The sequence below is a fragment of the Arthrobacter sp. Soil764 genome, from assembly GCF_001428075.1.
Taxonomy (GTDB): Bacteria; Actinomycetota; Actinomycetes; order Actinomycetales; family Micrococcaceae; genus Arthrobacter.
Genome location: NZ_LMSI01000009.1, coordinates 14941 through 41062, shown reverse-complemented (window position 1 = coordinate 41062; position 26122 = coordinate 14941). Strand labels below are relative to the sequence as shown.

The window sequence follows — 26122 nt, the reverse complement described above, 5'->3', positions numbered from 1 at the left end:
ATGACTGAACCGACAGTGAACGAAGACCAGAATCCGCTGACCAAACCTAAGTTCATCATCTCGGCCGTTGTCGTGGCGATCATTGTCGCGCTCGGGATAATCCTGGCCCTGGTTCCCAGAGGCGGCGGAACGGCGTCCCCTGAACCGAGCACCACCAGCACGAGCATCAGCAGCGGCGAACCTTCGGCGACGTCGGCGGCCAGCGTGTGTGGCCTGCCATCCGGTGACCAGGCCAAGCCGGCCACTACACCCGCCGACACCAAATGGGAGTTGGTCGGCAAGATCGCCGCACCAACATCGCCTATGCAGTTCGGCCCCGGCAAGACCGAAGCCAACGGCCTTCGTTCCTGTTTCGCACACTCACCGACCGGTGCGTTGTATGCAGCGGCAAACATGACTGCGTTGTCCTCAGCTGGAAAAGCGGACCTCGTTTATCAGCAGTTGGCTGTACCAAGCCCGGAGCTAGATGCGGTGCTGAAGTCTTCCCCAACAGCCGCCCCAAACTCCGTGACAGCCCAATTGGCCGGCTTCACGTTCCGTTCTTACGAGGCTGACCGAGCCGTCATTGATCTCGCATTCAAGGGTGCAAACGGAACCTTCGTCTCCATTCCGGTTCCGCTCCAGTGGTACGAGGGCGACTGGAAGTTCGTTGTGCCGGCTACAGGAGACACTGGGGCGCGACAGCTTAGTGACCTCAGTGGTTACGTCGAGTGGGCCGGTGTCTAATGGCTGACTGCTCCGGCTTGAATGCAATAAATCCTTTTTGCCAGGCAGGGGCGGCCATCGAAGATGTCGCCAATGATGCCGTCAAGAACATGGCGAAAGCTATTGCCGATGCCGTTGGACAAACAGTCCAAACACTCGGAACATTTTGGGTGAATGTGGGAACTCCCGCTCTAACCGCAGCCCCGGGAGGGTCCACCGGGAGTGACCCGGTGTTGTTCCTGCAGAACAGTCTCTACTTCTGGACGGCTTCCCTGGCTGTGATGTCTGTCCTCGTGGGTGCAGCCAAGATGACGATTGAGCGCAGGGGTGCCCCCTTGCGGGATCTGGTGCGTTCGCTGGCGACCCTAATCGTCGTCTCCGGCGCTGGTGTAGCGGCCGTGGGACTGCTGACGGTCGCGGCGGATCAGTTCTCGGCCTGGATCATCACTAATTCCACGAACGGGACCTCGTTCAACGAGAACATCACGGCCTTGTTGGCGCTTTCGGCGACCAGCCCGATCGGGTCGATCATGATCATTCTCCTGGGACTGATTGCGATTCTGGCCTCCGTAATGCAGATCGTGCTCATGATCATCCGCGGTGGCCTGCTCGTCATCCTGACGGGGATCTTCCCTACGGCTGCAGCTTTCAGCAATACCGAGGCAGGCAGGGGTTGGTTTCAGAAGTGCACAGCTTGGCTGATCGCTTTCATCCTCTACAAGCCCGCGGCCGCCATCGTCTACGCGACGGCTTTCCAGCTCAGTGGCAGCAAGATCTTCGGGAACGTTGGTGACGGCAAGGACTTCGGCTCCGCGCTCCTGGCAACGGTGACCGGTCTGGCTCTGATGATCATTGCCTTGTTCGCCATGCCAGCCCTCATGCGGTTCGTCACCCCGATGGTTGGTGCTGTCGCTGGCGGCGGTGGCGGTCTGGCAGCAGGGACGGTCGGCGCACTGGCTTCCGGCGCAATCAGCATGGGCAGCGCAGGACGCGGCGGCGGATACTCCACCAGCTCGACGACAACCAGCAGCACGTCGAGTCATAGCCCTGGATCGCAGGGCCCTTCGGGCACTGGCAGCCAGGGAACGTCAGGAACGTCCGGCACAGCGGGGAAGACAGGTACCCGGAGCGCCGGAGCCACTGGGGCGGCAGAATCTACCGGTGCCGGCAGTGCTGCTGCAGGCAGCGGAGCAGCCGCCAGTGGTGGCGCTGTAGCGGCGGGCGCGGGCGGTGTCGCCGTACTGGCCGCACAGAAGGGCGTTGAAGCAGGCCAGGCCGCTTCCGGGGCCATCAAAGACATGAGCGAAGAATCCACGGGGGGTGCCTGAGATGGCAGCTATTGAGAACACATATAGGGAACCGACCTACGGAAACTGGCGGCGTCCGCGTAAGGCGGGCATCGGCACCCTTGGTGGGCTGGCAACAGCCGGTTTGTTTGTTGGCCTCATCATCACGGTGATCTGTCTCTTTGTCGGCGGCTGGTTGGCCGGACTCGTTGCTCTGTTCATTCTTGGGGTGGCGCTGGCCGTCGTCTCGGTGACCGACAAGCACAACAAGTCTGTAGGGGAGCGGATTTTCGCTCGGCTGGCGTTCCGCTCCGCGCGGCGAAAGAAGTCCAACATCTACCGCTCCGGTCCGTTGGGGCTGACGCCTTGGGGTGAGTTCCAGCTGCCTGGGATCTCTGCCGGCTCCAAACTTTACGAGTTCACGGACTCCTATGGCCGCCCCTTCGCGCTGATCCACCTTCCCTCCACCGCTCATTACAGCGTTGTCTTCGGCACCCAGCCCGACGGTGCGTCCTTGGTCGATCCTGAACAGATTGATGCCTGGGTGGCTAACTGGGGCGGCTGGCTGGCCTCGTTGTCGAATGAACCTGCCGTCGTGGCTGCATCCGTCACGGTCGAAACCGCACCCGATTCCGGGGCACGGCTACGCAGGGAAGTTGAATCGAACATCCATGACGACGCCCCGGCCATTGCCAAGGCCATGCTCCGGGAGGCCTTGAACACCTACCCACAGGGATCGGCCACGATCCGCGCCTGGGTCGCGCTGACGTTCAGCGCCGCTGCCCGGGCAGGCGGCAAACGACGCACAGCAGAAGAGATCGCGAGGGATCTCGCCTCACGGCTTCCCAGCCTGACCGAGCGTCTGGAATCCACCGGCGCCGGAGCATGCGCACCGTTGAACGCTCAGGAACTGTGTGAGGTCGTTCGCGTCGCGTACGACCCTGCAGCGGCCCGACTCATCGACGAAGCCCACTACCAGGGCACACCCGTTGACCTGGACTGGGGCGACGTCGGACCGTCCGCCCATCAATCCAACTGGGACGGCTACCGCCACGATTCCGGGCACTCGGTGTCCTGGACGATGACGGGCGCACCACGCGGACACATCCTGGCATCAGCGCTGGGCCGCCTCGTCGCACCGCACGGGGAGATCGACCGCAAGCGCGTCACCTTGCTGTACCGGCCGATCGAAGCCGGCCGCGCGGCCGCCATCGTGGAGTCGGACCAAACCAGCGCCCTGACCCGGGCCTCCTCGACCAACCGGCCCACAGCCCGCGCCCTGGTCGATGCCCGCGCGGCGCAGGCCACCGCAGCCGAGGAAGCCAAAGGTGCCGGGCTGGTCAACTTCGGCATGGTGGTCACTGCCACGGTGCTGTCCTCCCGGGACCTTGAGGACGCCGTGGCCGTCGTGGAGGGAAACCTCGGCCCGTCGGCACGTCTGCTGTTGCGCCGCGCCTACGGTTCACAGGATTCTGCCTTTGCCGCGTCCCTGCCACTGGGGCTGGTCCTGCCCAAGCACTTGAAGGTTCCCGAAGAGATCCGCGAGGCCATGTGATGTTCGGCAGCAAGACCAAGCACCAGCGCACATCGGCCCCTGCCACGAAGATCGCGGCCGCGGTCGCCCGCCGCCCGGGCCTGCGGGGCTGGCGCGGACGAGGACAGGGCGAAGCCGTTTACGTCACTGCGGCCGACGAATGGCGCGGCACGTCGGTCCAGGTCTGCGGTCTCTGGCCGTTCGTGGGCGGATCCGGAACCCCAATCCTGGGAGTGCCGATCGGCGTTCACACCGACACGGGAGCGCCCTTCGGGGCCGATCCCATCAGCTGGTTCATGCACGGCATGATCAACAACCCCTCCATGTTCGTCCTCGGCCTGCCGCACTACGGCAAATCCACCCTGGTCCGGCACATCGTCCTGGGCCTGGCAGGCCGGAGCATCAACCCGTTGATCCTCGGTGACCTGAAGCCGGACTACGTTGACCTGATCGAAGCCCTCGGCGGGCAAGTCATCAGCCTGGGTCCCGGACGCGGCCACTTGAACGTCCTGGATCCCGGTGAAGCCACAGGAGCCGCCGTCAGGCTGCTCGCCTCGGCCGAGGAACACCGGGCCACAGCGAACCGGACCCTGAACGATCCAGACGGCGACCAGGCTGCAGCCGTGCCGCTTCTCGCGGCAGCGGTGAAGGCAGAGAAGCTGGCCGAACAGCTGATGGCCGACTCGCACAACCGGCGCCTGAACATGATCACGGCGCTGATCACCATCGTGCGGAACGCCAAGCCCAGCGCCCACGAAGAATCCCTGATTGACCGGGCACTGCACATCCTGGACGAGCGCCTGGACCGCGTGCCCCTGATCGGGGATTTGATCGAGGTCATCAAAGACGCCCCCGACGAGCTGCGCGCGATCGCCCTGGACCGTGGCGACATGAGCCGCTACCTGGACGCGACCGACCAGCTGCGCCAGTCGCTGTATTCCCTCGACGGCTCGGGCCGGTTCTCGGACATGTTCTCCCAGCCCACCGACCAGCCGATGGACCTGACCAAACCCGTGGTCTTCGACCTGTCAGGGATCTCCGACACGCAGCGGGACATTCAAGCGGCCTGCCTGCTGGCCTGCTGGTCAACAGGGTTTGCCACCGTCCAGGTCGCCCACACCCTGGCGGACGCCGGCCTGGAACCGCGCCGGAACTACTTCGTCGTCATGGACGAGCTCTGGCGGGCCCTGCGCTCCGGTGAAGGCATGGTGGACCGGGTTGACTCGCTGACCCGGCTGAACCGGACCGAGGGCGTCGGGCAGGCCATGATCACGCACACCATGAGCGACCTCGAAGCCCTGCCCACCGAGTCCGAACGGATGAAAGCGCGCGGATTCGTTGAACGCTCCGGCATGGTCGTCTGCGGCGCGCTGCCCGGAGCAGAAATGGAAAAACTCAATAGAGCCGTCACCCTCTCCCGGGCCGAACAAGCCCGCCTCATCTCCTGGGCTGACCCCGGTTCATGGACCGACGTCGGCGGATCCCGCAAGCGGGTACGCCCTGGCCTGGGCAAGTTCCTCTTCAAAGTCGGCGGCCGCCCAGGGATCCCGGTCGCGCTCAAACTGACCAGCGTGGAGGAATCACTGCACGACACCAACAAGCGCTGGACGATCAGCGGGAACGGCGAAGGGGAGAACTGATGGGTGCACCGAGCAGCGGCAAGCGCTCCCGGATGGATGGCGAAACCATCCTGCTCTGGGTCTTCATCACCGTCGTGGTGATCGGTGTCGGCTCGGTGGCCGGAGCCGTGCACCTGGGCTCGCTGCTGTCCAATGACGGCCAGGAACTGCCTGCGAACCCGTTTGAACTGGTTTTCAGCCTGCTCTCGCAGAAGGTCACGTGGCCCGCGGCCGCCACCTGGGTACTGATCGGCTTCGGCGTCCTCATCATCCTTGTGGCCGTTCTGGTGGTGCGTGCGGTGCTGCGGAAGCGGTCCAAGCGTTCGCGTGTGGACGCCGCGGCCCAGCACATGGCCAAGGGCCGGGACCTGCGTGCCCTGAGCCTGCGCGGTGCCACGGCTACTGCAGAACGTCTCGGGGTAAAGGGCTCACCCGGCGTCCCGGTCGGTAAGACGGTCCTGGGCGGGCAGATGGTCTACGGCTCCTGGGAAGACATGCACATCGACATCTGGGGGCCCAGGACGGGCAAGACGACGTCCCGGGCCATTCCGGCGATCCTTGCCGCCCCAGGAGCTGCGCTGGTGACCTCGAACAAGCGGGACATTGTTGACGGAACCCGCGACGTGCGCGCCGCCGAGGGCCCGGTCTGGGTCTTCGACCCGCAGTCCGTCGCACTCGAGGAACCTTCTTGGTGGTGGAACCCCCTGTCCTACGTCACTGATGAAGTGAAAGCGGCACGCCTGGCCGACCACTTCGCAGCCGGTTCCCGCGGCCCGGACGCCAAAACGGACGCCTACTTCGACCCCGCCGGCCAGGATCTCCTTGCCGGTCTCCTGCTCGCCGCAGCCCTCGACGGCCGCCCGATCACGCAGGTCCACACCTGGCTGACCCGTCCCGCTGACGATGAAGCGGTGGACATCCTCAAGGCCCACGGCTTCACCCAGACCTCCAACGCCGTCGGCGGCGTCATCAACGCACCCGAGAAGCAGCGGGGCGGCGTGTACGGCACAGCGCTGCAAATGGCCTCCTGCCTCACGAACCGCCAAGTCGCCCGCTGGGTGACACCCCAGGGTGAGAAGGACGAGCGAGCCCAGTTCGATCCGGCAGAATTCGTCCGGTCGAAGGGGACCCTGTACAGCCTGTCCAAGGAAGGCAAAGGCACCGCCGGCCCGCTGGTGACCGCACTGACCGTGGCCACGGTCGAGGCCGCCGAAGAACTCGCCGTCCACTCGCCCGGTGGCCGGCTGGCCACACCCATGGTCGGTGTCCTGGACGAAGCAGCGAACGTCTGCCGCTGGCGCGAACTGCCAGACCTCTACAGCCACTACGGTTCCCGCGGCATCGTCCTGATGACCATCCTCCAGTCCTGGTCTCAAGGCGTTGAAGTATGGGGCCGCGACGGGATGCGCAAGCTCTGGAGCGCCTCCAACATCAAGGTCTACGGCGGCGGTGTCGCCGAAGCCGAGTTCCTGAACGAGCTCGCCCAGCTCGTAGGGGAGTACCGGTACTCCAACATGACCAGAAGCCGCTCCAAACAAGGCACCTCCTACAGCCACGACGACGACCGCAAGGAACGCACGCTGGATGTGTCGGACTTGGCAGCGTTCCCTCGCGGTCGGGCCATCATGTTCGCCTCCGGCGCACCAGCGGCATTGCTGGAAACGGTGCCTTGGATGAACGGTCCGCAGGCTGATGCGGTGCGGGCATCGATCGCCGCACACGACGCAGCGAACAGGCCGACGGCCGCTGCCAGCAGCCGGTGGATCGCCGCGGGTGCCTCTAATGAGTGAGGGCCTGGGGGAGTGGGACGACGAGCTGGAGGACACCACTGCCCCCACCGAGCCAGCCGAGGAGGACGCTGACGCCCCTGAGCTGTTCTACCCGAACGTGGCAGAATTCGTCAGCGGTAAGCTGGCCACCAGCTACCGCCGGCAGCTCAATGTGCAGGGCGGGGTGACCTGGTGCCCGCAGTGGTGGAAGCACGCGGAAGCGATCAGCCGCCTCGAGGCGCTCTGGCGTGCCTGGGAGTTCCTGCGTCTGGACGGAACCACAGGGATGAGCGTGTGGTGGCGCGACCACGCAGACCACCACATGTCCGTTCTGCTCTCAACCGATGGGCCGTTCAAGGGCTGCACCCCCGACGACGGCCACCGCGCGAAACTCGCCCCTCTACCCTGTGAGGAACCACCCCCAGGGCTGTTCTGAACTGGGTGTTGCCAACTCCCAAGGTGACCACGCGGGCTGTCCACAGTTGGGGTCAATCCGGGTTATCCACGGCTGGAAATCGGGAGCCATCGGGAAAGCTCCCTCAGCAGCAGTAGCGGTGGATAACCCATCAGGATTGTCCCCGGCTGTGGGCAGCGAACTCAGTGTTACTCCAACGCCAAGACCCCCAAGGAGTTTCCCCAGGGGTCTTGGCGCTGGCAATGAACCTTAAAATCTGGGCAACGACAGAAGGTTGTTAGTCCATTGCTGATCAGCATAGGTCCGAAGATACGGAGCTGCCGATTGGGGCCGAACTACGCCGACCTCCACTCTTGAGGAGCCAGATCCTACGTACGCCCGACCCTTCTTTACATCGATAAATTCGACCATTGCCGGCTTCGTACTGGTTCCGCTGCCGTTATCTGCTTCATTGACCCACTTGTAGCTCGTGATGTGTTGATGATCCTCTGGGAATCCTTCAACCCGCACGTGGGTAATTCTTACCGCCATGGATTACTCCTAGTTGTTTGACTGCCTCTACGTGTTCCCGCGTTACCCTGATCTCCTTGCTGAGGGGATCAGACCTGCTGGGTTATGGTCCCGCCGGGGTTACGCCGAGCTGTCGCATCAGTGACGAACCGTCCCGTTGATGCCGAACGATTAACACTCCGGCTATTTCCGGTCCCGGCACCAACCCGTTCAGTGGTTGTCGTCCGTGGAGATCTGGCGGCAGTCGCTTTTGTTACAAAACGTCCGGTTCGCGCGCTGCGGCTAACTGATCGTGCCATAGTGTCCTCCTCAGAACACTTATCCGAGGGGGAGGGCGCCCATTCGCGGGCGCCTGTGGCTCCGTTAGAATCGCTAGTACCACTAACCATGGAACTTGCGGTCCTGACCTCGAGTTGCTGGGCGGGCCCGCTGGAACGGGTCCGCCCTTTTTTGCATCGGACCTGCCGACGCTTCCACTGTAATCGTCTTGGTTCTTAGGTGCAAGGGTGAAGACAAGTTGCGAGTTCTACGATATAGTTTTCATAAGAAGTTGAGCATTTCCTGTAGCGTGTTGTTCACATCAGGGGTGAAGGACGGCTTACAGAATGCAGGTGGACTACGAGGATGAGGATCTCCGGAAACTCGCCTACGAGCCAGACCATCGCACATCACGTTGGGCTCCAAACGTCACCCGGGCATACCGACGACGAATCCAGCAGCTGCACGCGGCGGTCACAGATCAGGATTTGAGAGCGCTGAAGTCCCTCCACCTTGAGAAGCTAAAAGGTAACCGTGCTGGGACGTGGTCGATCCGGATCGATACCCAATACAGGCTTATTCTGCGGTTCCAAACTCAGGATGGCGGGCGCATAGCCATCGTCATTGAAGCCGTTGACTACCACTGAAGGACTGATTTCCATGGCCCCCGAGCTCGCTGAAGCTTTCCCTCCCGGGGATTTTCTAACCGAGGAGCTTGAAGCACGTCATTGGTCCCAGAGCGACTTTGCACAGATCCTTGGGCGCCCGGCGCAGTTCGTCTCGGAAATAATCGCCGGGAAGAAGGAAATAACTCGTGAATCTGCAGCTCAGATCGGCGCAGCTCTTGGTACTGGTCCGGAGTACTGGCTGAACCTGCAAAATTCGTATCTCCTCTGGAGCCAGTCCCGGAATGAGGCGACCCGCAAGGACTTAGACGAGGTCAAGCTGCGGGCCAGGATGAACGAATTGGCTCCAGTATCGCTACTTCTCAAAAGAGGAATCCTGACCGGCCAGTCACTGACGGAGCAAAAAGACGAGCTGATCAAGCTGTTCCAAATCGAACACATTGAAGACACACCGCGGTTTCTGGCCGCAGCCCGACGCTCCAATCAGGATGAAGAACCAACACCAACCCAAAAAGCATGGCTCGCGTGCGCCCGCAAGCGTGCGCAGGATCTTCAGGTTAGTAGCTACGACCCAGTGGGGCTCACGGAACTAGCGGAGCGGCTCTCGCGCTTGGTCGCAAATCCGGAAAACTTTTCGAAGCTCCCTGCTGAATTTGCTGCTGTAGGAGTGCGTCTTGTCTATGTCGAAGCGTTCCCTGGAAGCAAGCTGAACGGCGCGTCCTTCCTTTTGGACGAAGACGCTGAGAAGCCAGTAATTGCATTGTCGGGAAGAGGTAAGCGACTAGATGTGGTTCTATTCACGCTTCTCCACGAAGTGGCGCATGTACTCCTGGGACATGTGACGCCCGAGCGTCTCGTGATTGATGAAGACTCTTCAACCGAGCCCGCCGAGCTAGCTGCCGACGAAAAGGCAGGTGAATGGCAGATACCGGGGGGCCTACCAGTCCCGCCGACGGCCGTTCGTAGGGGGTGGATTGAGTCGACTGCACAACGAATAGGAGTGCATTCAGTGGTTGTACTTGGAAGACTGCAACGCGATAAGGCTCTCGACTACCGGACTGCATTGGCAAAAGGGGCACCAACCGTAAGCTCTCATTTAGAGCGCTGGAGCCACTCCCACTGACTCCCAGGTGACATTAAGAGCACCTCTGGAACTGACACTCCAACAAGTTTTTATTTGTGGCTGCTGTCAGATTTGGATCTAAGACTGCGGAGGGGACCGATGCAGGAACTTACTTCAGAACCCTAACCTGACGCTCTTCTCCTTGCTGCCTGACGTCAGGTTGGGGTGTAGCTCATGCAGAGAAGGCAACCTCATACACATGGGGGTAAGTGGTGTTAAGGAATCTATTCAGACGGCAGCCCGCATTCAGGACGGAAGTTTGCCCTCAAGGCTTATAAGTAAATGGCGCAGTCAAGTCGTGTCCTCTGGTTCACCTTCGCACGATCCAGTCGCGGAACTCCCGAGTTGTGCCGCATGGCACTTCGGGGTCGACACGAACGGTGTATTTGCCGTAATCGCGTTGTATGACCAGGATTCCCTGCCTGCGTTCGAGAGCGGCGGGTATGAGTCTGTTGATAGCACGGTTTAGCTTCTCGTCTTTGCTCTGGGGCCCATCTAAAGTGATGACTTCAAGGGAAAGAGGAAGCGCCGGGTTTGGGAACAAGTCGCCGCTCGTTAGCGAGAAGGCCGAGCTGACTTCCGGTTCATGCAACTTGTAGGACACACGTCCTCCTTTAAAGGTCGACCGGCGTGTACGGTCGGAATTGCCGTTTATGTCGTCTCTGCCGGATCGTACGACCTGCTTAGAGTCGTCTCGTCTGTAGAGCGGACGCTTCCACCCGACTGCATATGAGGTTTATTCCTGGCGCTCGTCTTGCAAGGAATTCAAGGGCCGGCCGAGCGGTGTGAGATTGGGTGTCCGGCAACGTGATAGTGGATGAAGTGCCATCCACTCGAGCTTTGAGACGGGTACTGCTAGGTCTACTGCTTCAAGTGAGGTGGCCGCTCCGGAGGCCCTCCGAGCTACCCCAGCACCTCCAACTCTTGAAGCTTTCCAAGCGCCACACCCGCCATGAATTGTGCCTGATCGACGAGGATACTGTCATCAAACACTGCCCTGGGTGAGTGCATGGGAGCCCACTCCATGGGGTCGATATCTGGAGACCCAGCTCCGAGGTGCCCGTACGCTCCGGGGACCTCCACGAGGACACGGGAGAAATCGTCAGAGCCGGTCCGGGGGGACGGGCTGGGCACGAACCGGTGCTCTCCGAAGAACGTGCGTGCTGTCCTGCCCCAGAGTTCGGCGTCACTGTCGTGATTGACGGTGGCCGGCATTACCGGAGTGAACGTTGCCTCGGCTGTCAGTTGATGAGCGGTCGCCAGTTGCCGGATAAGATCCGGCAACTCCTGTGCGAGCCGTGCTTCGACACCGGGGCTGAAAGACCTGACGCTGGCCCTGAATTCCGCCGAATCAGGTATGACATTAGAGGCGGAACCGCCATGGAATTGGCCCACGGATAGAACCACGGGATCAAAAACGTTGAATCGCCGGGTGATGTACGTCTGTAGGGCACCAAGCATTTCAGCAGCTACCTGTATGGGGTCCAGAGCCTGGAAGGGGCGCGAACCGTGCCCACCTCGCCCGATAACCTTTACGGACAGATCTCCGAAGGCGGCCATGTAGGAGCCGGCCTTGGTCGTGAACACGCCTGACGCCATGTCCGAAACGACATGCAGGGCGTAGGCAGCATCCGGTCGCCTTCCGGCTGTGTTAAGAACGCCTTCCTCCAGCATGATGCGGGCCCCGTCATGTCCTTCCTCCCCCGGTTGGAACATGAAGATGACGTCGCCGGTCAGGGTGTCACGTACGGACGAGAGCAGGCGGGCGGCTCCAATCAGGCCTGCTGTATGCAGGTCATGGCCGCAGGCATGCATTGCGCCATTGGTCGAGGCAAAGGGTATGCCCGTTTTTTCTGCCAGAGGAAGGGCGTCCATGTCCGCTCTGAGTAGTACAGCAGGACGGCTCCCGGCGGGGGACTGGCTGGCCCCGCCGCGTAGTACCGCAACCACGGACGAGGCTGCTTTTCCCAGGCTTATTTCGAGGTCGAGTCCCTTGAGTGCCTCAAGGACCCGGGCTTGGCTGCGGGGCAGATACAGGCCGACTTCAGGATCGGCGTGCATTTCCCTACGGAAATCGACCAGGTCGTTTCCAAAGGCCGGGATCGCCGCTGCGGCGCCCTCAAGGAAACTTAGTGGTGAAAACCGCACCGTACCTGTCGTTGAAGTATCTGTCATTGAAGGACTTTCTCGTCTCATGTTGCCAGGCCCTGGCCTGCTGCTTGCCCGAGAGGACGCGGAGGCCCCCGTCTTAGCCACGCGTCACGTTCCGGGATGTTTGTCGCAGGTCTCGCAGGGCCTCGCTTACGCTTGTTGGGGTCGCATTGGCGCCTAGAGCGGGAAATCCGTCCTGTCCACGCCAACCACGCGGTCGCCGGTGAAGAAGCGAACGCCGTACTGGGGACCGTGGCCTCCGATACCGCTGGTACCCCAGAAACTCTGACGCGAATTGCCGGCCAGGTCGCTCATGAACGTGCCGTTGATGCGGACTTCACCGGCGCGAATACGGGATGCCACGTCGATGGCTCGTGTTTCGTCACCGCCGAATACGTAGGCATCAAGACCGGTTGCCGGTCCGTTTGCATGGCTAAGCGCCTCTTCAACGGAATGCACGGGATGTATCGTGACCAGTGGCCCGAAGAGTTCTTCCGCGGCGGCTCCGGCGGGACATCCGACGATCATCCCCGGTGCCAGGAACCAGCCGTCAAGATCGGGTAGGTCGCCGGCAGTGACCAGCGTTCCCCCCAGTTCGAGGAGTCGATTCACTGCGGCTTTCAAACCGTCACGCTGCCGCTCAAACGCAAGGGGACCCACTTCCGTTGTCTCATCCAAGGCATTTCCGACCCGAAGCTTACTGAGTTCGAACTTCATAGCTTCAACGAAACGGTCGTGAACCGACCCGTCAACCAGTACCTTGCCGGGCGCCTCGCACCACTGGCCATTGAGACGGGTCATGCCCTGCACAATGGACTGTGCCGCCGAGCTGACATCGGCATCATCGAGAATGATCACGGGATTGTTGGATCCGAGCTCCATCTGCATGACAGCCAGATTGGACGCCGCAGCCTTCGCAACCGTTCGGCCTGCCGAATCGCCCCCTGTAAACGAAAGAGCCTCGATGCGGGGATCCGAGGTCAGCAGTGATCCTGTCTCCGAATTCCCATGAACCAGTTGAAACGCAGCGCTCGGGTAATCGAGTTCAGTCATGGCGGCGACGATCGATTCGGCGAAGAGCTGGCAACCGCCGGGGGCGTTCTCAGAGGGTTTGAGGATGACCGGGCAACCAGCCGCCATTGCTGCCGCCACCTTGCCTACCACGGTGAAGGTTGGAGCATTCCAGGGGCCAACGATGAGGGCCGGGCCGAGGGGCTTGCGCAGGATGACCACAGACCGGTCACCGCCGTCAAGGGTCTCCGACTCGCCAAGCTGCTCCGCTTCAGCGATAGTTCCCCGGACTCTGTCCCCAAGTGCACCTGCAATCAGGCGAGTGGTCCGGATAGGGACTCCCGTGTTGATGCTGTCCTGCAGCGCGATTTCTTCGCTCTGGGCATCCAGAGATGCGGCTACCTTCGTCAGGAGCTCAAGACGGTCCCGGAGTTTGATGTCTTCAAGTTTCCCGGACTCGTGCAGTGTCGCCGCTGCGGCGAGTGCGCACTCGACGTCAGCCTTTCCGGTCTTTCGCATCGGCTGCCGGGGTTCGCCCGTATTTGGGTTGGTAAGGTAGCGGCCGTTTTCGTCGAGCTGCAGCCATGCGCCATCGACAAAGGAGCGTTGCTCGACAAGGTCGGGGGTGTTAGCGGTCAGTTGTGCTAGTCCTTCAGCAGTCATTCAAGGTGCTCCTCTGGTTTTCGTTGTTGTCTTTGTCGTCCAGGACCAGCGACGGCAGGGGCTGGGCATTGACGTTTGACCGTTTATGTTCGGGAGGATTTGCAGCGCCACAGTGCGCAGCTTTCGTTCCGGCGCTGGCCGTGGCGCAAAATCAGATCGTGATCGGCCTGACAGTCAGCTGCCAAACGGTCTTCAAAGTTGTCCGGATCACAGTTGCCTGTCGGTCATGTTCAGCACAACTCGGATCGTCGAGGCTTCCGCCATCGCTTCGAATCCCTCGTTGATACGTTCGAAGGGCAGTTCCTTGGTGACCATTGCATCGAGATCCAGTCGGTTGTTCAGGTAGTGGTCCGTGAACATGTCGACGTCGCTGAGGAACCTGTTCGCGCCCATGTAGGCGCCTTGCAGGTGTCGGTCGCCGTATACGAGTGCATCTGCGGGGATACGCAGTTCGGACCCTGTGGGCATGAGACCGAGGATGGTGGCGGTTCCGTTCGGGCGCAGGAGCGAAAAGGCGAGTTCCGCTGTCTGGCTGCGGCCCACCGCCTCGATTGCATGGCTGACACCTTGGGGAAGAAGTGATCGGACCTGGATGAGTGTTTCTGTCGGGTCGGATGAGGAGACAACAGTGTCCGTGGCACCGAAGTTACGGGCGAGCTCCAGCTTCGCCGGCACAGCGTCAATGGCAATGATTCGTCGTGCCCCAGCCAACCTGGCACCTTGAATGGCGGCTATTCCGACACCGCCGCAACCGATTACGGCAACAGTATCCTCTGGCCCTACCTTTGCGCCGTGAATAACCGCGCCGACTCCTGTACTAATGCAGCAACCGAGAAGACACGCCACCTGGGGAGGCAGATCCGAGCCGACCACTGCAACGGATGCCTCCTTAACGAGGAAGGCCTCTGCAAAAGCGCCTATACCCCCGAGCGACTCAACGCTTGATCCATCAGGTGAGAGCAGCCTGGGTCGCTGCCGCTCACGCATCGAGTCGACTCGTTCGCACTGGGTCGGGCGCCCGCTTATGCAGTTGCGGCATGCCCCGCAGGAGGGGGTGACCGTTGCCACGACCCTTTCACCAGTCTTAATTCTTGTGACTGCAGAACCGACGCGCTCGACAATGCCTGCGACTTCATGCCCGAGGACCACCGGCAGGGAGATATCCAGCGACCCCTTCAGATAGTGCAGATCGCTATGGCAAAGGCCCACTCGCTCGGTCCGGATGAGAACCTCATTGTCCTCCGGATCATCAAGCAGCAGTTCGCGGATCTGAAGAGGGGCTCCGGGCTTTTCCAGCACGGCGGCAAGAATCGGTGTAGTCACTTGGCTTCCTTGGTGGTTGAGGAGCTGGCAGATGGGTCGCTTCGACCATCTTCAGCCCTGGTCGAGTTTCAAAAGTGTGTGGACGGAACAGCCTTTACGAGCACTATGTGCAACCTGACCAGCGCGGACGTTGGAACGGCCGGGATCAGTGTCAGCTTCCGGTTCCAACTCGGGATCCATGCCGGTTCTCACCTACAGCGGCCCAGCGCTTAACGTGACGTTCCATGGCGCGGAGGGCTTTTTCCAGCTTCGCCAGCAGTTCCCGTGTCTCCTCTTCGGTGATCACCAAGGGCGGGGACAGAATCACGGCATTGTTCAGCGGGGCGATCCCGGCCGGGTAGACAAGGAGCCCTTGGTCCAGGCATTCATCGACGAATAGGCCAGCCGCTCCCAGCGCAGGATCGGGTGCCTGCTTGCTTTCCTGGTCCATAACGAACTCGAAGCCCCAGAGCAGGCCCCGCCCACGGACGTCGGCGATGCAACGGTACCTTGTTGCCAGGGAGAGCAGACCCTCTTCAAGCTGCTTCCCCCGTTGCCGGACGTTCGCGAGGATATCCTCGCGTTCCATGAAGTCCAGGACCGCCAGGCAGGTCGCTGCCCCCAGTGGGTTCCCCGAGAAGGTGTGCCCGAACGGAGCGACGCCGCTGCCCTCTCTGAGCGCCTCGACGATGTGGCTCCGCAGCAGGACGCCAGCAACAGGGGAGTATCCGGCACTCATTCCTTTGCCGATAAGAAGAAGGTCCGGCACGACGTCCTCGTAGGAACTCGCGAACCAGTCGCCCGTGCGCCCCATTCCCGTGATGACCTCATCGATGATCAGCAGCACGTCCAGCCGATCACAAATGTCGCGAAGGCGGGCGAAGTAGCCGGCTGGCGGCGTCAGGACCCCGCCGGCGGCTCCTACGATTGGTTCGACGATGACTGCCGCGACTGTGCCGGGGTCCTCGTTCTGAATGGCGTCTTCGAAGGCTTTCGCAGCCCGCGCAGCGTACACTTCCTCGCTCTCGCCTAGCAGGGCGAAGCGGTAGGCGTAGGCCGGCGGGGCGAAGGAGAACGCATGGAGCAAGGATCCGTAGTCGGGGCGGCGTGCTGCATGCCCGGACATCGACAGGGCGCCCATTGTCATGCCGTGATAGCTGATGGTCCTGCCAAGGATTTTGACTTTGCCTGGGAGCCCCCTTTCGCGCCAGTAGCTCACTGCGGTGCGGATGGCGTATTCGGATGCTTCGGACCCGCTATTGACGAAAAACGCTATATCGAGGTCCCCGGGAGCGATGTCGGTGAGCCGGCGGGCGAGTTCTTCAGCGGGCAGGTTGGTGAACTGGGTTCTATACGTAAAAGCTACGCGGCGGCACTGTTCTTTCACCGCCTCCGCAATTTCGTCCACGCCGTGACCAATGCTGGCGGTCATGGCGCCGCTTGAACCATCCAGGTACTGGCGCCCTTCCGTGTCATACAGGAAGATGCCTTCGCCGTAGGCAACTGTCGGGTACTTCTTGTCGATGATTTGCTTCAACAGTGCGCTGTCGGAAATGGGAAGCTCCTAAATATCGGCAGCTGCTCTCGCAGCTCACTATCTGCAGTGACGGGTGGGCAAATCTCTGGAAGATCTTTTGTCCATGGGCGCGAGTGGCCGGCCGCGCCTTGCGCAGCCGGCCACCATTACCGTCGTTCCCAAGAAGGCTCGTGCGACGGCGGCTACGGAGATGAGTCTTTGTTCCTAAATCCCTGCGGAACTTTCTTCGCTGCTGGAACCTGCCGGGATCAGTGCGGCATACGTCGCCGGCCGCTTGGATCGCATAACCAGCGCGGTAGTCACGCCGCCCAGGAAGAGTGCAGCCATGAGCGTCAACAGTATTCCCGCCGCCAAGTCGCCGCCGACGAGAAGCCCGAAGTTCTGAAGGACCAGAAAGACAATTCCCCCGAGTCCGAGAAGGGCAAGCGCGGGGGCCAGCAACGTGCCCCAGACCTTCTTGTTGTGTGCATTCCTCCGGAAGAACACGATCACCGCGAGTGACGTGAGAGCCATCAGAACAACGATGCCCAATGTGGCCGAGCCTGAGAACCAGGTGTAGGCCTGCGTTACCGGGTCGAGCCCGATGATCGCCTCGACACCAAGCAGTGCTATCGCAACTACCGAGACGATCAAGGCTGCCCTGGATGGAGCGTGGTGACGTGGGTGGATTGCACCAAGTCCAGACGGAAGAACACCTTGGGTACCAAGGGTAAAGAGGTACCGGGTCAGTACGTTCTGGAAGGTGAGGATGCAGGCGAAAAGGCTGGTGATGAGGAAAACCTGGAGCAGGGTGGCAAGGAGCGGGGACACGTACTGTCCCGCGAGCCCTACAACAATGCTGGTGGGGTCGTTCGTCGCGACTTCGACTATCTGGCTGCTTCCGACTCCCGCCTGGAGTGCCCAGGCAGTGAAAGTGTAGAAGATGCCGACGCCGATAACGGCGATATAGGTTGCCCGCGGGATAGTGCGGTCGGGGTCACGTGCTTCGTTCCGGAAGACGGCGGTGGCCTCAAAGCCGATGAATGAGAAGAAGGCAAACATGACGCCCAGAGGCGGGACACCTTCACCCAAACGCGCGGGGGACAGCGAGTCAGCACTCAACCCTTCCGCGCCGCCGTGGACAATCACCCCGATGTTTACTGCCAGCAGAACGACTGTTTCGATGACCAGGACCACGCCCAGCACCTTGGCGGAGAGCTCGACGTCCCGGTATGCAAGAGCACCGCAGGTTGCCATCAGCACCAGACTGCACAGCCACCAGGGAAGTTCCGGACCGCCCAGATCGTGAACCGTGGTCTGGGCCGCTGACCCCAGGTATGAACACAGCGCAAGAAACAGCAGCAAGTATGTTCCGAGCGCAAAAGTGGCAGCCCCCATGCCAACACCTCGGCCCAGCCCCGTTTGGATGTAGGAATAGAACGCGCCAGCATTTTTTACAAAGGGCGTCATCCTCGTAAAACCAACGGCAAACAGAAACAGAATAGCGGTCGCGATAAGGAAGAACAGCGGACCGCCCGTGCTTCCCGATGCAGAAACGACAACAGGCCAGCCAGCCACGACAGCTGTCATGGGCGCAGCTCCCGCCACAACCATGAACACAATCGACCGGACTCCCAGGCCCCTGCTGAGCAAGCGGTCTGGGCTCAAGATTCCGTTGGGTCCCGCATCCACCGGCTCAAATTTAACATCTTTAGTTGCCATTCGTCCCTCCTGGACGTAGAAGCTGAGTGTCATCGCGATGCCTTCGACAAGGCAGAATTGAGCGGCATCGCGGAACCCACAATCGGGCCGGCCCCCTTGCCGAACGTCACTGTGAGTTGGATTACAGCGTAGGAGTTGCCCCAGAGTTTGCGGTGTTGAGCCTGCACATACATCCGTCCTGCGCATGGTCTTGATGCACAGCTATTCGCTGGCAAAAGAATGGACGCGGTCCTTTGAACGAGGAGTTTATGGAATGTGCACCGCGCACATACAGCTACTTATCGTGGTGCTCCCAGCACTCGCTGGCCGCAGTTTCCTCAGGCATTGTCGGAACTAACGGAGCTTCCCAGAGTCCATACGGGACTAGGAAATTTTCGACAAACCCCACTTCTCCTGAAGGAGCACCCGATTATGAGCAGCGTTATTTCGGTCTACAACCCCGCTACAGAAGAACAGATAGGCGAGGTGCCCGCCTACGACCTGCCGGACGTAAATGCAGCGGTCGAACGCGCAGGGGCCGCCCAGCGCGCCTGGGTCCGCAAGCCACTGGCTGAACGCCGTGATGCCCTCTGGGCTATTGCCGATGCTGTCATCGCTCACAGCGACGAACTGGCCTTGCTCGAATCCACCGACGTTGGTAAGCCATTGGCGGCGGCCCGACAGGAAGTTCTTGGTGTCGCCGAGTGCTTCAAGTACTACGCCGGAACGGTGGACAAGATCCTCGGGGACACCATTCCGGTCGATGGCGGCGTCAGCATGACTTTCCGCGAGCCGCTGGGTGTTGTGGCCGTAATTGCCCCGTGGAACTTCCCTCTGCCTATCGCATCCTGGAGTATCGCCCCGGCTCTGGCCAGCGGTAATTCGGTAATTGTGAAACCCGCGGCCCTTACCCCCCTGTCAACTGTCCGATTTGGTGAGATCGTGAAGGAACTGGGCGTCGTCGGGGACGCGCTTCAGGTTCTCACTGGTTCGGGCGCCCGGATCGGCAATGCCCTCGCTGAACACCCGGATGTTAGCAAGATAAGTTTTACTGGTTCCACCGAGGTCGGCCGGTCCATCGTCCAGGCGGCTTCAACGACGATGAAAAGGGTTTCTCTTGAGCTCGGCGGGAAGTCCGCCAGTATCGTCTACAACGACGTTGACCTCGCCAAGTGTCTGCAGGCAGCCCCGATGTCGGTCTTCGACAACACGGGCCAGGACTGCTGTGCACGCAGCCGCTTTCTCGTGCAGCGGGGAATCTTCGATGAGTTCGTTGAGGGATTCATCGAGACTACGCGTGCACTGAAAATCGGTAACCCGCTGGACGGCAAGACCAATCTGGGACCTCTGGTATCGGCTGCCCACCGCGACACCGTTTCCAGCTTCCTCGAAAACGGTCTCAACGTCGTCACCGCCGGTGAAGCACCGGATGGCCCCGGCTTCTGGATGGCGCCCAGAATCGTCATCGCCCCGGACCCCAAGAGCCGGGTGGCGACCGATGAAATTTTCGGCCCCATCGCCTCAGTGATTCCCTTCGACACCGAAGAGGAAGCCATCGCGCTGGCCAACAGCTCAATTTACGGCCTGAGCGGCTCCATCTGGACCAACGATGTCGGACAGGCCCTGCGGACGGCGCGGGCACTTGAGTCCGGGACTCTGTCGGTCAACTCAAACTCATCCATTCGAATCCAGACACCTTATGGCGGCTTCAAACAGTCAGGCATCGGCCGCGGACTGGGCCAGGCTGCCATCGAGGCATACACCGAACTCAAGACCGTATTTGTAAGGACAGAACCGTGACAACTGACACAGGGGAGCTGGTTCGGACCAACCAAGGCACCTCATCCGAAGTATCCAGTGAGACAGGTACCGCCGTGCAGACCCTCAGCGTCCTCTACGGCAGCCAGACCGGGAACGCTGAGTTCCTTGCGTCCAAGATCGTGGACAAGGCAAACGGCCAGGGTTACGCAGCCGAGCTTATGAGCCTGGACATGCTGACCCCGCAAGATGCGGCACGCAAGGACCGCCTGTTGATCGTTACCGCCACACACGACAACGGCCACATGCCGGACAATGCGCAACCGTTTTGGGACCAGCTTCAAAGCGCCGGTTCAGACCTCTTCAAGGACGTTCCCTTCGCAGTCCTTGCCATTGGCGACTCCATGTACGAAGACTTCTGCAAAGCCGGCAGCGATCTTGACGAGCGCCTTGGCGAACTCGGCGGCAAGAGAATCCTTGACCGCCTCGACTGCGATGTCGACTATGACCTGACGTCAGGCAAGTGGATCAGGGGCATGCTTGAGACCTTCAAGACAGTTGTTCCCAAGAAGCGAGACAACAACCCGGAAGACTCCACTGTTCCAGGAGCAAACCCCGCCGAGCAGCCCAAAGGCACACGCCGGGAACCTGACACTGCCACCGTCGTCGAGGCCCGCCTCCTCAGCGCTCCAGAGTCCGAAAAAGAGGTCTGGCACTATGAGCTTGAGGTCAGCGGCGACAGCCGCAACTATCGGCCAGGTGACTCACTTGCCGTAATCCCCACCAACTCCATCGAACTCGTGGAAGACCTCCTCGGATTCCTTGGCCTCGCGGGCAGCGAGGTATTCGGTGAAGACGGCAAGACCGTACGCGAGACGCTTCAAAACGACTATGAGCTTCGGCTGCCCCATCTGGGCATCGTGGCCTGGCTCGTCGAAAATCTCGCCCCGGATCATCCCGTGCGGAACCTGGTCGAGTCCGGTGACCGCAATGCGCTGGAGGACTGGCTGTGGGGACGGGACATGCTGGACGTGCTGCAGGAAACCCGGACAACGGATGTCGATCCCGGCGAGTTCCTCTCAATGCTGAGGCCCCTGCAGCACCGGTCGTACTCCATTGCCTCCAGTCCCCTCGCTGACGGCGACCGCGTCCACTTGACGGTCTCCACTGTGCAATACGAGACCGCCGGCCGCCGGCACTCGGGTGCATGCAGCGGATTCCTCCAGTCCGCCGCGCAGACCAAGACAACCATAAAAGTCTTCCCGCTGCCGGCGCACGAGTTCCACCTGCCCCACGACAACTCAGCTGACGTGATCATGGTCGGTCCGGGCGTCGGAGTTGCCCCGTTCCGTGGCTTCCTCCGTGACCGCGAAGTCTCACAAGCCCGGGGACGAAACTGGCTGTTCTTCGGGGACCGCCATGAAAAGCCTTCCTGGCTTTATCAGGAGGAAATGGAAGAACTGCAAAGCAACGGCGTGCTGAACCGCCTCAGCGTGGCTTTCTCCCGGGATCAACAGGGCAAGGTCTATGTCCAGGACCGGATCCGCGAAGAAGGAGAAGACATCTTTGCCTGGCTATCGGGTGGAGCCTCGGTCTATGTGTGCGGCGGCAAACAAATAGCACCTGACATCGACGAAGCCCTGCTGGCGGTGCTCAGAAGCCACGGCGCAATGACCCCCGAAAAGGCGCACGATTACCTGCAGTCCCTGAAGAGCGAAGGACGTTACGTCAAGGACGTCTACTAGGCCCCGCTCGACCCGCCCAGCACCATGGCTTTCGTGTCCTGGGTACTGGGCAGAACACGGAAAAGCCTTGGCCTGCCTACCGCACAGGAATGTGACCTGGCTTACCGAATGCATGTAGCCGGCAATCATGATGTGCACCTTGCACATACGCCAAAAGGACCCCGCTCTTAGTGTTTTTAGTAACCAATATCAATGAGGATAAGAGGTACATAGTGAATCCGATCACACAGGTCCCGGAGGACCTCCACGAACTCGAGGCCATCGACATGCAGGATCAATCCTCAGCCGCGTCAGCGCATGACGAACTGCAAAAGTTCGTCTCCGACAACGACATCAAAACGTTCAAAGTGGGCGTCGTGGACCTGGACGGCGTATGGCGCGGCAAGCGCATCCCTGCCAGGTACTTCCTGGAAAGCGTCGCTGAGCGCGGAACGAATATCTGCAACATCATCTTCGGCTGGGACATTCAGGACGAAATCATTTCTGATCTCAGCTACACGGGGTGGGACACGGGTTACCCTGACGTGACGCTCCTCCCCGATCTCAGTACCCTGAAGGTCGTTCCGGGGGAACCCGGCGTGGCTTCCGTCATTTGCGACGCCTACGAGATGTCGGGCGAGCCTGCGGCAATCTGTCCCCGGAGCATTCTCAAGCGAGTCGTGCAGAAAGCCGAAGACCTTGGATACTCGCCAGTCTGCGCCTACGAGTTCGAGTTCTACCTGCTCAAAGGCACCCCGACGGACCTTGCCGCCAAGGACTGGCGCGACCTGACCCCCATCACGGCGGGCAGTCACACCTACAGCCTCGTCAGGGACACAGGCACCGAGTTCCTCATCGGTGAGATCCGACGCCGCCTGTCTGAGCAGGGCATTTTCATCGAGGCCAGCAACAGTGAAAACGGTCCGGGCCAGTTCGAGATGAACATCCACTATTCGGATGCTCTCGCAGCCGCGGACAACGCCCTCCGGCTAAAGGCAACCGTCAAGGAGGTTGCAGCTGAGGCCGGCTACACGGCATCATTCATGGCCAAGATCAACCCGGAGTGGGCCGGCTCCTCCGGGCACATGCACCAGAGCCTTTGGGATCCGCAGTCGGGCAAGTCCGCCTTCGCCAATGCCGAGGAGCCCGGCGAACTGAGCGCCATCGGATACAACTACCTGGCCGGCGTCGTCGAGACGGCACCGGAGCTCACGGCCCTCTACCTGCCCACCATCAACTCTTACAAGCGGACCGAAGGCGGGCAGTGGGCCGGATCCAGCGCCACCTGGGGCCTGGACAACCGAACGGTCGCCATCAGGTCCATCCCGTCAAAGAGCAGCGCCGCACGCATTGAAAACCGGGTACCGGGCGCTGACGCCAATCCTTACCTGGTCATCGCCGCTAACATCGCTGCCGGCCTGCACGGCGTGGAGCAGGAACTGACCGCCCCGAAGCGGGTGGAAGGAAACGCCTACGCCCTGGAGGAAGGACACCAGGTAAAGCAGCTGCCCGGAACACTCGACCAGGCCATCGAACAGTTCGAAAAAAGCGAGGTCGCCAAGGCGTACTTCGGCGAAACCTTCGTGACCCACTACGTCCAGACGAGGCGCTGGGAGCTCCGCAAGCTTCAGACCAGCGTCACCGACTTCGAGATCGCACGTTACCTGGAACGCATCTAGCGCAGAGTGCAGCGCTAAGAGCTCCATTTCCATTTTTTAAATACTCAGAAAGAAGCACCCAATGACCACTCACCCCGGAAAGATCGCTGCAGTCACCGGAGCCGCGTCCGGAAACGGCCTTGCCATCGCAGAAAAGCTCCTCAAGGAGGGCGCCACCGTCGTAGCCCTGGACCGTGACGAGGCCGCGCTCGAACGTCTGATCGGCCAGCACCCGGAAATGGTGCCTGTTGTTATGGACGTCGCCGACGAAGCCTCGGTCCGCAGCGGCATGGCCGAGATCGACGCAAAATTCGGCCGGCTCGACACCCTCGTCAACAACGCAGGAATCGTCAAGGGCAGCAACTTCGACGACGTGAGCGTAGCGGAATGGGACCAGGTCTTCGCCGTGAACTCCACCGGACCGTTCCTGGTCAGCCAGGCCGCACGGCCGCTGCTGGAGAAGGGCGCTGCCGCCCGGGGCGACGATTCAACCAGTGCCATCGTCAACATCACCTCTGTCGAGGCCCACATCGTCATCGCCAGCAGCGGACACCCCCAGGTCCACTACAACGCATCCAAGGGTGCACTTCTTATGTTCACGAAGGCTTTGGCCATCGAAACCGCAGCTTCCAAAATCCGCGTCAACGCTGTCGCCCCCGGCTTCATCGAGACCCCATTCACCAAGTCCGTGCTGGAGAACCAGGACGCCGTGAAGTTCCTGCTCGACCGCACGCCGCTCGGACGAATCGGACGGCCCTCCGACGTTGCCAACGCAGTCGCGTTCCTGGCCAGCGACGAGGCCAGCTGGGTGACCGGTACCACCATCCACGTCGACGGCGGTTGGCTGGTTTACTGACATGCGGGCGCCCCTTATTGCCATTTCCGCGGCCCGGCAGACCGTCGATACCGCCTTTGGCCCGATGCCTTCAACGGTCCAGAACATGGCCTACGCCAACGGCGTGCTTGCCGCAGGCGGCCGTCCCGCCATTCTTCCGTCCACGGCAACGATCCCCGATGCGGCGCTTGAAGGATTCGACGGGCTGATCCTCACCGGCGGCGGTGACATCAGCCCCCGGCTGTATGGGGAGGACCCGGCCGACACGGTCTATGACGTGTGCGACATCAGGGACGACTTCGAAATCGAGCTTTACAACGAGGCCATGCTCCGCGGCCTGCCCATCCTGGCCACTTGCCGGGGGATGCAGCTAGTCAACGTTATTCGAGGCGGAAACCTCGTCCAGGAAGTGAGCCCGGACAGGGGGCACTGGCAGGATCATCCCTCTCATGAACCATGGCACCAGGTACAACTGGAGCCCGGTTCCGAACTTGCCCGGATCGCCAAAGACCTGACCATTCCCGTGAACAGCTACCACCACCAGGGCTTGGGAAAGCTCGGAACAGGCCTTCGTGTCGTGGGACGGGAAGGCGATGTTATCGAAGCAATTGAAGCCGACGATGCCCGCCTCATCGGAGTCCAATGGCATCCCGAGCACATGGTCGACTACCACGAAGCCCAGAAGGCCCTCTTCGTCGATCTCGTGGAGAAGGCCGCAGCGTACGCACAGTCACAGAAACCACTTCAGGAGCAATTCTCATGAGCACAGAAACTGAGCGGGGACTCAGCCACAACAAGTCAGACTTTGACTTCCACGGACGGTCGCTCGACAACATTTTCGACGAATACCAGGACATCCTAGCCAACGGACCTGTCGGGCACAGCAACAAGTATGGAGGCTTTTGGTACATCACCAAGAGCGAAGATATCTTCAACGCCGAGCAGGACCCCGACACCTTCGCGGTCGGACCCTCAATGCTCCTCCCGGCGTTCGGCACTGACGTCCCCCTCATTCCGATCGACATCGATCCCCCGACCCACGCTGACTTCCGCAAAATCCTGCTGCCGATGTTCACCCCCATGAACATCTCAAAGCTGACACCCGGAATGCGGGAGACCGCCCAGCAGCTGTGCCAGGAAGTCCTCACAGCCGGAGACGTCGTTGATGTCTCGGCAAAGCTTGCCCGCCCGATGCCGACCATTATCTTCAGCCGCCTGGCCGGATATCCGGAACAGGACTGGCCAATCTTCGACCGGTGGATCGACGAAATCATCTATGAGCGGACCGCGCATCCGGAAACCGCATACGCGGCCGGACGCGAACTCAACGACTACTTCGACCGCCTTCTCGACGAACGGGAAAAGGCCGGACCGGAAGCGGACGCCAGCAATGACCTGATCACCCAGCTCCTGAAAGCGGAAGTGAAAGGCCGGAAGCTCACGCGGGAAGAGCTGCTGTCGTACTGCTACCTGCTCTTCCTCGCCGGGCTCGACACGACCGCCTGGGCGATCCGTTCCGCCCTCTGGTACCTGGCCGGCAACCCGCAGGCCCAGCAGCAGTTGCGGGAAGACCCGGACCTGATCCCCACCGCAGCCGAAGAATTCCTGCGGACCCTCTCCCCGGTCCAGGCCATGGCCCGCACCGCGAAGAAGGACACAGTTGTCCGGGGCCAGGAAATCAAGGCTGGCGAACGCGTTGTGCTCGTCTTCGGCGCGGGCAACCGTGACCCGGAGGTCTACGAAGAACCCAACGACATCAAGATTGACCGTGAAGACAACCGCCACCTGGCCTTCGGCGGAGGGATCCACCGGTGCCTCGGCTCGAACCTTGGCCGCGCCGAAATGGTTATCGCCATGGAGGAATTCCTGAAGGCTGTCCCTCACTTCGAACGGGCAAACGACGACGAACCGTGGCACGGCGTCGGCCCGCTTACCCTCAAGATTGGAGCTTGATCACC

21 protein-coding genes are annotated in these 26122 nt (G+C 61.2%); 14 read left to right on the top strand and 7 right to left on the bottom strand.

From position 1 onward, the window contains the following. From ASG86_RS07135 to ASG86_RS07110, 6 genes are read left to right on the top strand one after another with little or no spacing between them, the layout of a single operon-like run. Nucleotides 1-726, top strand: coding sequence for a hypothetical protein (locus tag ASG86_RS07135; RefSeq protein ID WP_056331992.1), 726 nt, complete (start codon nucleotides 1-3; stop codon nucleotides 724-726). Next, nucleotides 726-2033, top strand: a complete 1308-nt coding sequence (locus tag ASG86_RS07130; RefSeq protein WP_056331991.1) for a hypothetical protein — start codon at nucleotides 726-728, stop codon at nucleotides 2031-2033. The genes ASG86_RS07135 and ASG86_RS07130 overlap by 1 nt, the downstream gene beginning before the upstream one ends. A gap of 1 nt (nucleotide 2034) precedes the next feature. Beyond that, nucleotides 2035-3546 carry an SCO6880 family protein gene (locus ASG86_RS07125; protein WP_056331989.1) on the top strand — a complete coding sequence of 504 codons (1512 nt, stop codon included), beginning with the start codon at nucleotides 2035-2037 and terminating at the stop codon, nucleotides 3544-3546. Beyond that, entirely contained in the window at nucleotides 3546-5165 is a 1620-nt protein-coding gene (locus ASG86_RS07120) for an ATP/GTP-binding protein (protein WP_056331987.1), read from the top strand. The genes ASG86_RS07125 and ASG86_RS07120 overlap by 1 nt, the downstream gene beginning before the upstream one ends. Then, nucleotides 5165-6934: a type IV secretory system conjugative DNA transfer family protein gene (locus tag ASG86_RS07115; protein ID WP_056331985.1), complete on the top strand. Its 1770-nt coding sequence runs from the start codon at nucleotides 5165-5167 to the stop codon at nucleotides 6932-6934. The genes ASG86_RS07120 and ASG86_RS07115 overlap by 1 nt, the downstream gene beginning before the upstream one ends. Then, nucleotides 6927-7349 carry a DUF4913 domain-containing protein gene (locus tag ASG86_RS07110; RefSeq protein ID WP_056331983.1) on the top strand — a complete coding sequence of 141 codons (423 nt, stop codon included), beginning with the start codon at nucleotides 6927-6929 and terminating at the stop codon, nucleotides 7347-7349. The genes ASG86_RS07115 and ASG86_RS07110 overlap by 8 nt, the downstream gene beginning before the upstream one ends. Before the next feature lie 228 nt (nucleotides 7350-7577). Here the strand turns inward: ASG86_RS07110 and ASG86_RS20105 are convergent, their stop codons facing one another. Next, nucleotides 7578-7859 (bottom strand): DUF3892 domain-containing protein, encoded by a 282-nt coding sequence (locus tag ASG86_RS20105; protein ID WP_015062092.1) that lies wholly within the window; start codon nucleotides 7857-7859, stop codon nucleotides 7578-7580. A 584-nt stretch (nucleotides 7860-8443) separates the two neighbouring features. On the opposite strand from ASG86_RS20105, the gene ASG86_RS07105 reads away from it, so the two are divergent. Next, nucleotides 8444-8743, top strand: a complete 300-nt coding sequence (locus ASG86_RS07105) for a type II toxin-antitoxin system RelE/ParE family toxin (protein WP_009358115.1) — start codon at nucleotides 8444-8446, stop codon at nucleotides 8741-8743. A gap of 13 nt (nucleotides 8744-8756) precedes the next feature. Beyond that, complete coding sequence (locus tag ASG86_RS07100) at nucleotides 8757-9845, top strand: HigA family addiction module antitoxin (protein WP_056331981.1); 1089 nt, start codon at nucleotides 8757-8759, stop codon at nucleotides 9843-9845. A gap of 310 nt (nucleotides 9846-10155) precedes the next feature. Here ASG86_RS07100 and ASG86_RS07095 read toward each other — a convergent pair whose 3' ends face one another. From ASG86_RS07095 to ASG86_RS07070, 6 genes are all read right to left on the bottom strand, one after another. Then, a complete protein-coding gene (locus ASG86_RS07095; protein WP_056331979.1) occupies nucleotides 10156-10449 on the bottom strand; it encodes a hypothetical protein in 294 nt (97 codons plus the stop codon). Between the two features lie 299 nt (nucleotides 10450-10748). After that, nucleotides 10749-12020 carry a M20 metallopeptidase family protein gene (locus ASG86_RS07090; protein WP_056331977.1) on the bottom strand — a complete coding sequence of 424 codons (1272 nt, stop codon included), beginning with the start codon at nucleotides 12018-12020 and terminating at the stop codon, nucleotides 10749-10751. 153 nt (nucleotides 12021-12173) lie between these two features. Then, on the bottom strand, nucleotides 12174-13670 hold the full coding sequence (locus ASG86_RS07085; RefSeq protein ID WP_056331974.1) for an aldehyde dehydrogenase family protein: 1497 nt from the start codon (nucleotides 13668-13670) through the stop codon (nucleotides 12174-12176). Nucleotides 13671-13877: 207 nt separating this feature from the next. Next, nucleotides 13878-14993: a Zn-dependent alcohol dehydrogenase gene (locus ASG86_RS07080; protein ID WP_043807263.1), complete on the bottom strand. Its 1116-nt coding sequence runs from the start codon at nucleotides 14991-14993 to the stop codon at nucleotides 13878-13880. A gap of 151 nt (nucleotides 14994-15144) precedes the next feature. Further along, the gene (locus tag ASG86_RS07075; RefSeq protein ID WP_235565126.1) at nucleotides 15145-16509 is read right to left on the bottom strand and encodes an aminotransferase family protein; all 1365 of its coding nucleotides are present in this window, start codon (nucleotides 16507-16509) and stop codon (nucleotides 15145-15147) included. A 204-nt stretch (nucleotides 16510-16713) separates the two neighbouring features. Beyond that, complete coding sequence (locus ASG86_RS07070; RefSeq protein WP_235565125.1) at nucleotides 16714-18243, bottom strand: APC family permease; 1530 nt, start codon at nucleotides 18241-18243, stop codon at nucleotides 16714-16716. 378 nt (nucleotides 18244-18621) lie between these two features. Between ASG86_RS07070 and ASG86_RS07065 the strand changes: the two genes are divergently transcribed. From ASG86_RS07065 to ASG86_RS07040, 6 genes are all read left to right on the top strand, one after another. Then, nucleotides 18622-19989, top strand: a complete 1368-nt coding sequence (locus ASG86_RS07065) for an aldehyde dehydrogenase family protein (RefSeq protein ID WP_056331971.1) — start codon at nucleotides 18622-18624, stop codon at nucleotides 19987-19989. Then, nucleotides 19986-21692 carry a diflavin oxidoreductase gene (locus ASG86_RS07060; protein WP_056331969.1) on the top strand — a complete coding sequence of 569 codons (1707 nt, stop codon included), beginning with the start codon at nucleotides 19986-19988 and terminating at the stop codon, nucleotides 21690-21692. The genes ASG86_RS07065 and ASG86_RS07060 overlap by 4 nt, the downstream gene beginning before the upstream one ends. A 212-nt stretch (nucleotides 21693-21904) precedes the next feature. Next, entirely contained in the window at nucleotides 21905-23350 is a 1446-nt protein-coding gene (locus tag ASG86_RS07055; protein ID WP_235008782.1) for a glutamine synthetase family protein, read from the top strand. A gap of 61 nt (nucleotides 23351-23411) precedes the next feature. Further along, nucleotides 23412-24185 carry an SDR family NAD(P)-dependent oxidoreductase gene (locus tag ASG86_RS07050; protein WP_011777266.1) on the top strand — a complete coding sequence of 258 codons (774 nt, stop codon included), beginning with the start codon at nucleotides 23412-23414 and terminating at the stop codon, nucleotides 24183-24185. A gap of 1 nt (nucleotide 24186) precedes the next feature. Then, complete coding sequence (locus ASG86_RS07045; protein WP_056331967.1) at nucleotides 24187-24927, top strand: gamma-glutamyl-gamma-aminobutyrate hydrolase family protein; 741 nt, start codon at nucleotides 24187-24189, stop codon at nucleotides 24925-24927. After that, nucleotides 24924-26117, top strand: a complete 1194-nt coding sequence (locus tag ASG86_RS07040) for a cytochrome P450 (protein ID WP_056331965.1) — start codon at nucleotides 24924-24926, stop codon at nucleotides 26115-26117. The genes ASG86_RS07045 and ASG86_RS07040 overlap by 4 nt, the downstream gene beginning before the upstream one ends. The last annotated feature ends 5 nt before the right edge of the window (nucleotides 26118-26122 follow it).

Excerpts from the sequence above, each read along its gene's own strand:
- ASG86_RS07135 (WP_056331992.1), top strand. The coding sequence starts at position 1 with ATGACTGAACCGACAGTGAACGAAGACCAGAATCCGCTGACCAAACCT.
- ASG86_RS07130 (WP_056331991.1), top strand. The coding sequence starts at position 726 with ATGGCTGACTGCTCCGGCTTGAATGCAATAAATCCTTTTTGCCAGGCA.
- ASG86_RS07125 (WP_056331989.1), top strand. The coding sequence starts at position 2,035 with ATGGCAGCTATTGAGAACACATATAGGGAACCGACCTACGGAAACTGG.
- ASG86_RS07120 (WP_056331987.1), top strand. The coding sequence starts at position 3,546 with ATGTTCGGCAGCAAGACCAAGCACCAGCGCACATCGGCCCCTGCCACG.
- ASG86_RS07115 (WP_056331985.1), top strand. The coding sequence starts at position 5,165 with ATGGGTGCACCGAGCAGCGGCAAGCGCTCCCGGATGGATGGCGAAACC.
- ASG86_RS07110 (WP_056331983.1), top strand. The coding sequence starts at position 6,927 with ATGAGTGAGGGCCTGGGGGAGTGGGACGACGAGCTGGAGGACACCACT.
- ASG86_RS20105 (WP_015062092.1), bottom strand. The coding sequence starts at position 7,859 with ATGGCGGTAAGAATTACCCACGTGCGGGTTGAAGGATTCCCAGAGGAT.
- ASG86_RS07105 (WP_009358115.1), top strand. The coding sequence starts at position 8,444 with ATGCAGGTGGACTACGAGGATGAGGATCTCCGGAAACTCGCCTACGAG.
- ASG86_RS07100 (WP_056331981.1), top strand. The coding sequence starts at position 8,757 with ATGGCCCCCGAGCTCGCTGAAGCTTTCCCTCCCGGGGATTTTCTAACC.
- ASG86_RS07090 (WP_056331977.1), bottom strand. The coding sequence starts at position 12,020 with ATGACAGATACTTCAACGACAGGTACGGTGCGGTTTTCACCACTAAGT.
- ASG86_RS07085 (WP_056331974.1), bottom strand. The coding sequence starts at position 13,670 with ATGACTGCTGAAGGACTAGCACAACTGACCGCTAACACCCCCGACCTT.
- ASG86_RS07070 (WP_235565125.1), bottom strand. The coding sequence starts at position 18,243 with ATGACACTCAGCTTCTACGTCCAGGAGGGACGAATGGCAACTAAAGAT.
- ASG86_RS07065 (WP_056331971.1), top strand. The coding sequence starts at position 18,622 with ATGAGCAGCGTTATTTCGGTCTACAACCCCGCTACAGAAGAACAGATA.
- ASG86_RS07050 (WP_011777266.1), top strand. The coding sequence starts at position 23,412 with ATGACCACTCACCCCGGAAAGATCGCTGCAGTCACCGGAGCCGCGTCC.
- ASG86_RS07045 (WP_056331967.1), top strand. The coding sequence starts at position 24,187 with ATGCGGGCGCCCCTTATTGCCATTTCCGCGGCCCGGCAGACCGTCGAT.
- ASG86_RS07040 (WP_056331965.1), top strand. The coding sequence starts at position 24,924 with ATGAGCACAGAAACTGAGCGGGGACTCAGCCACAACAAGTCAGACTTT.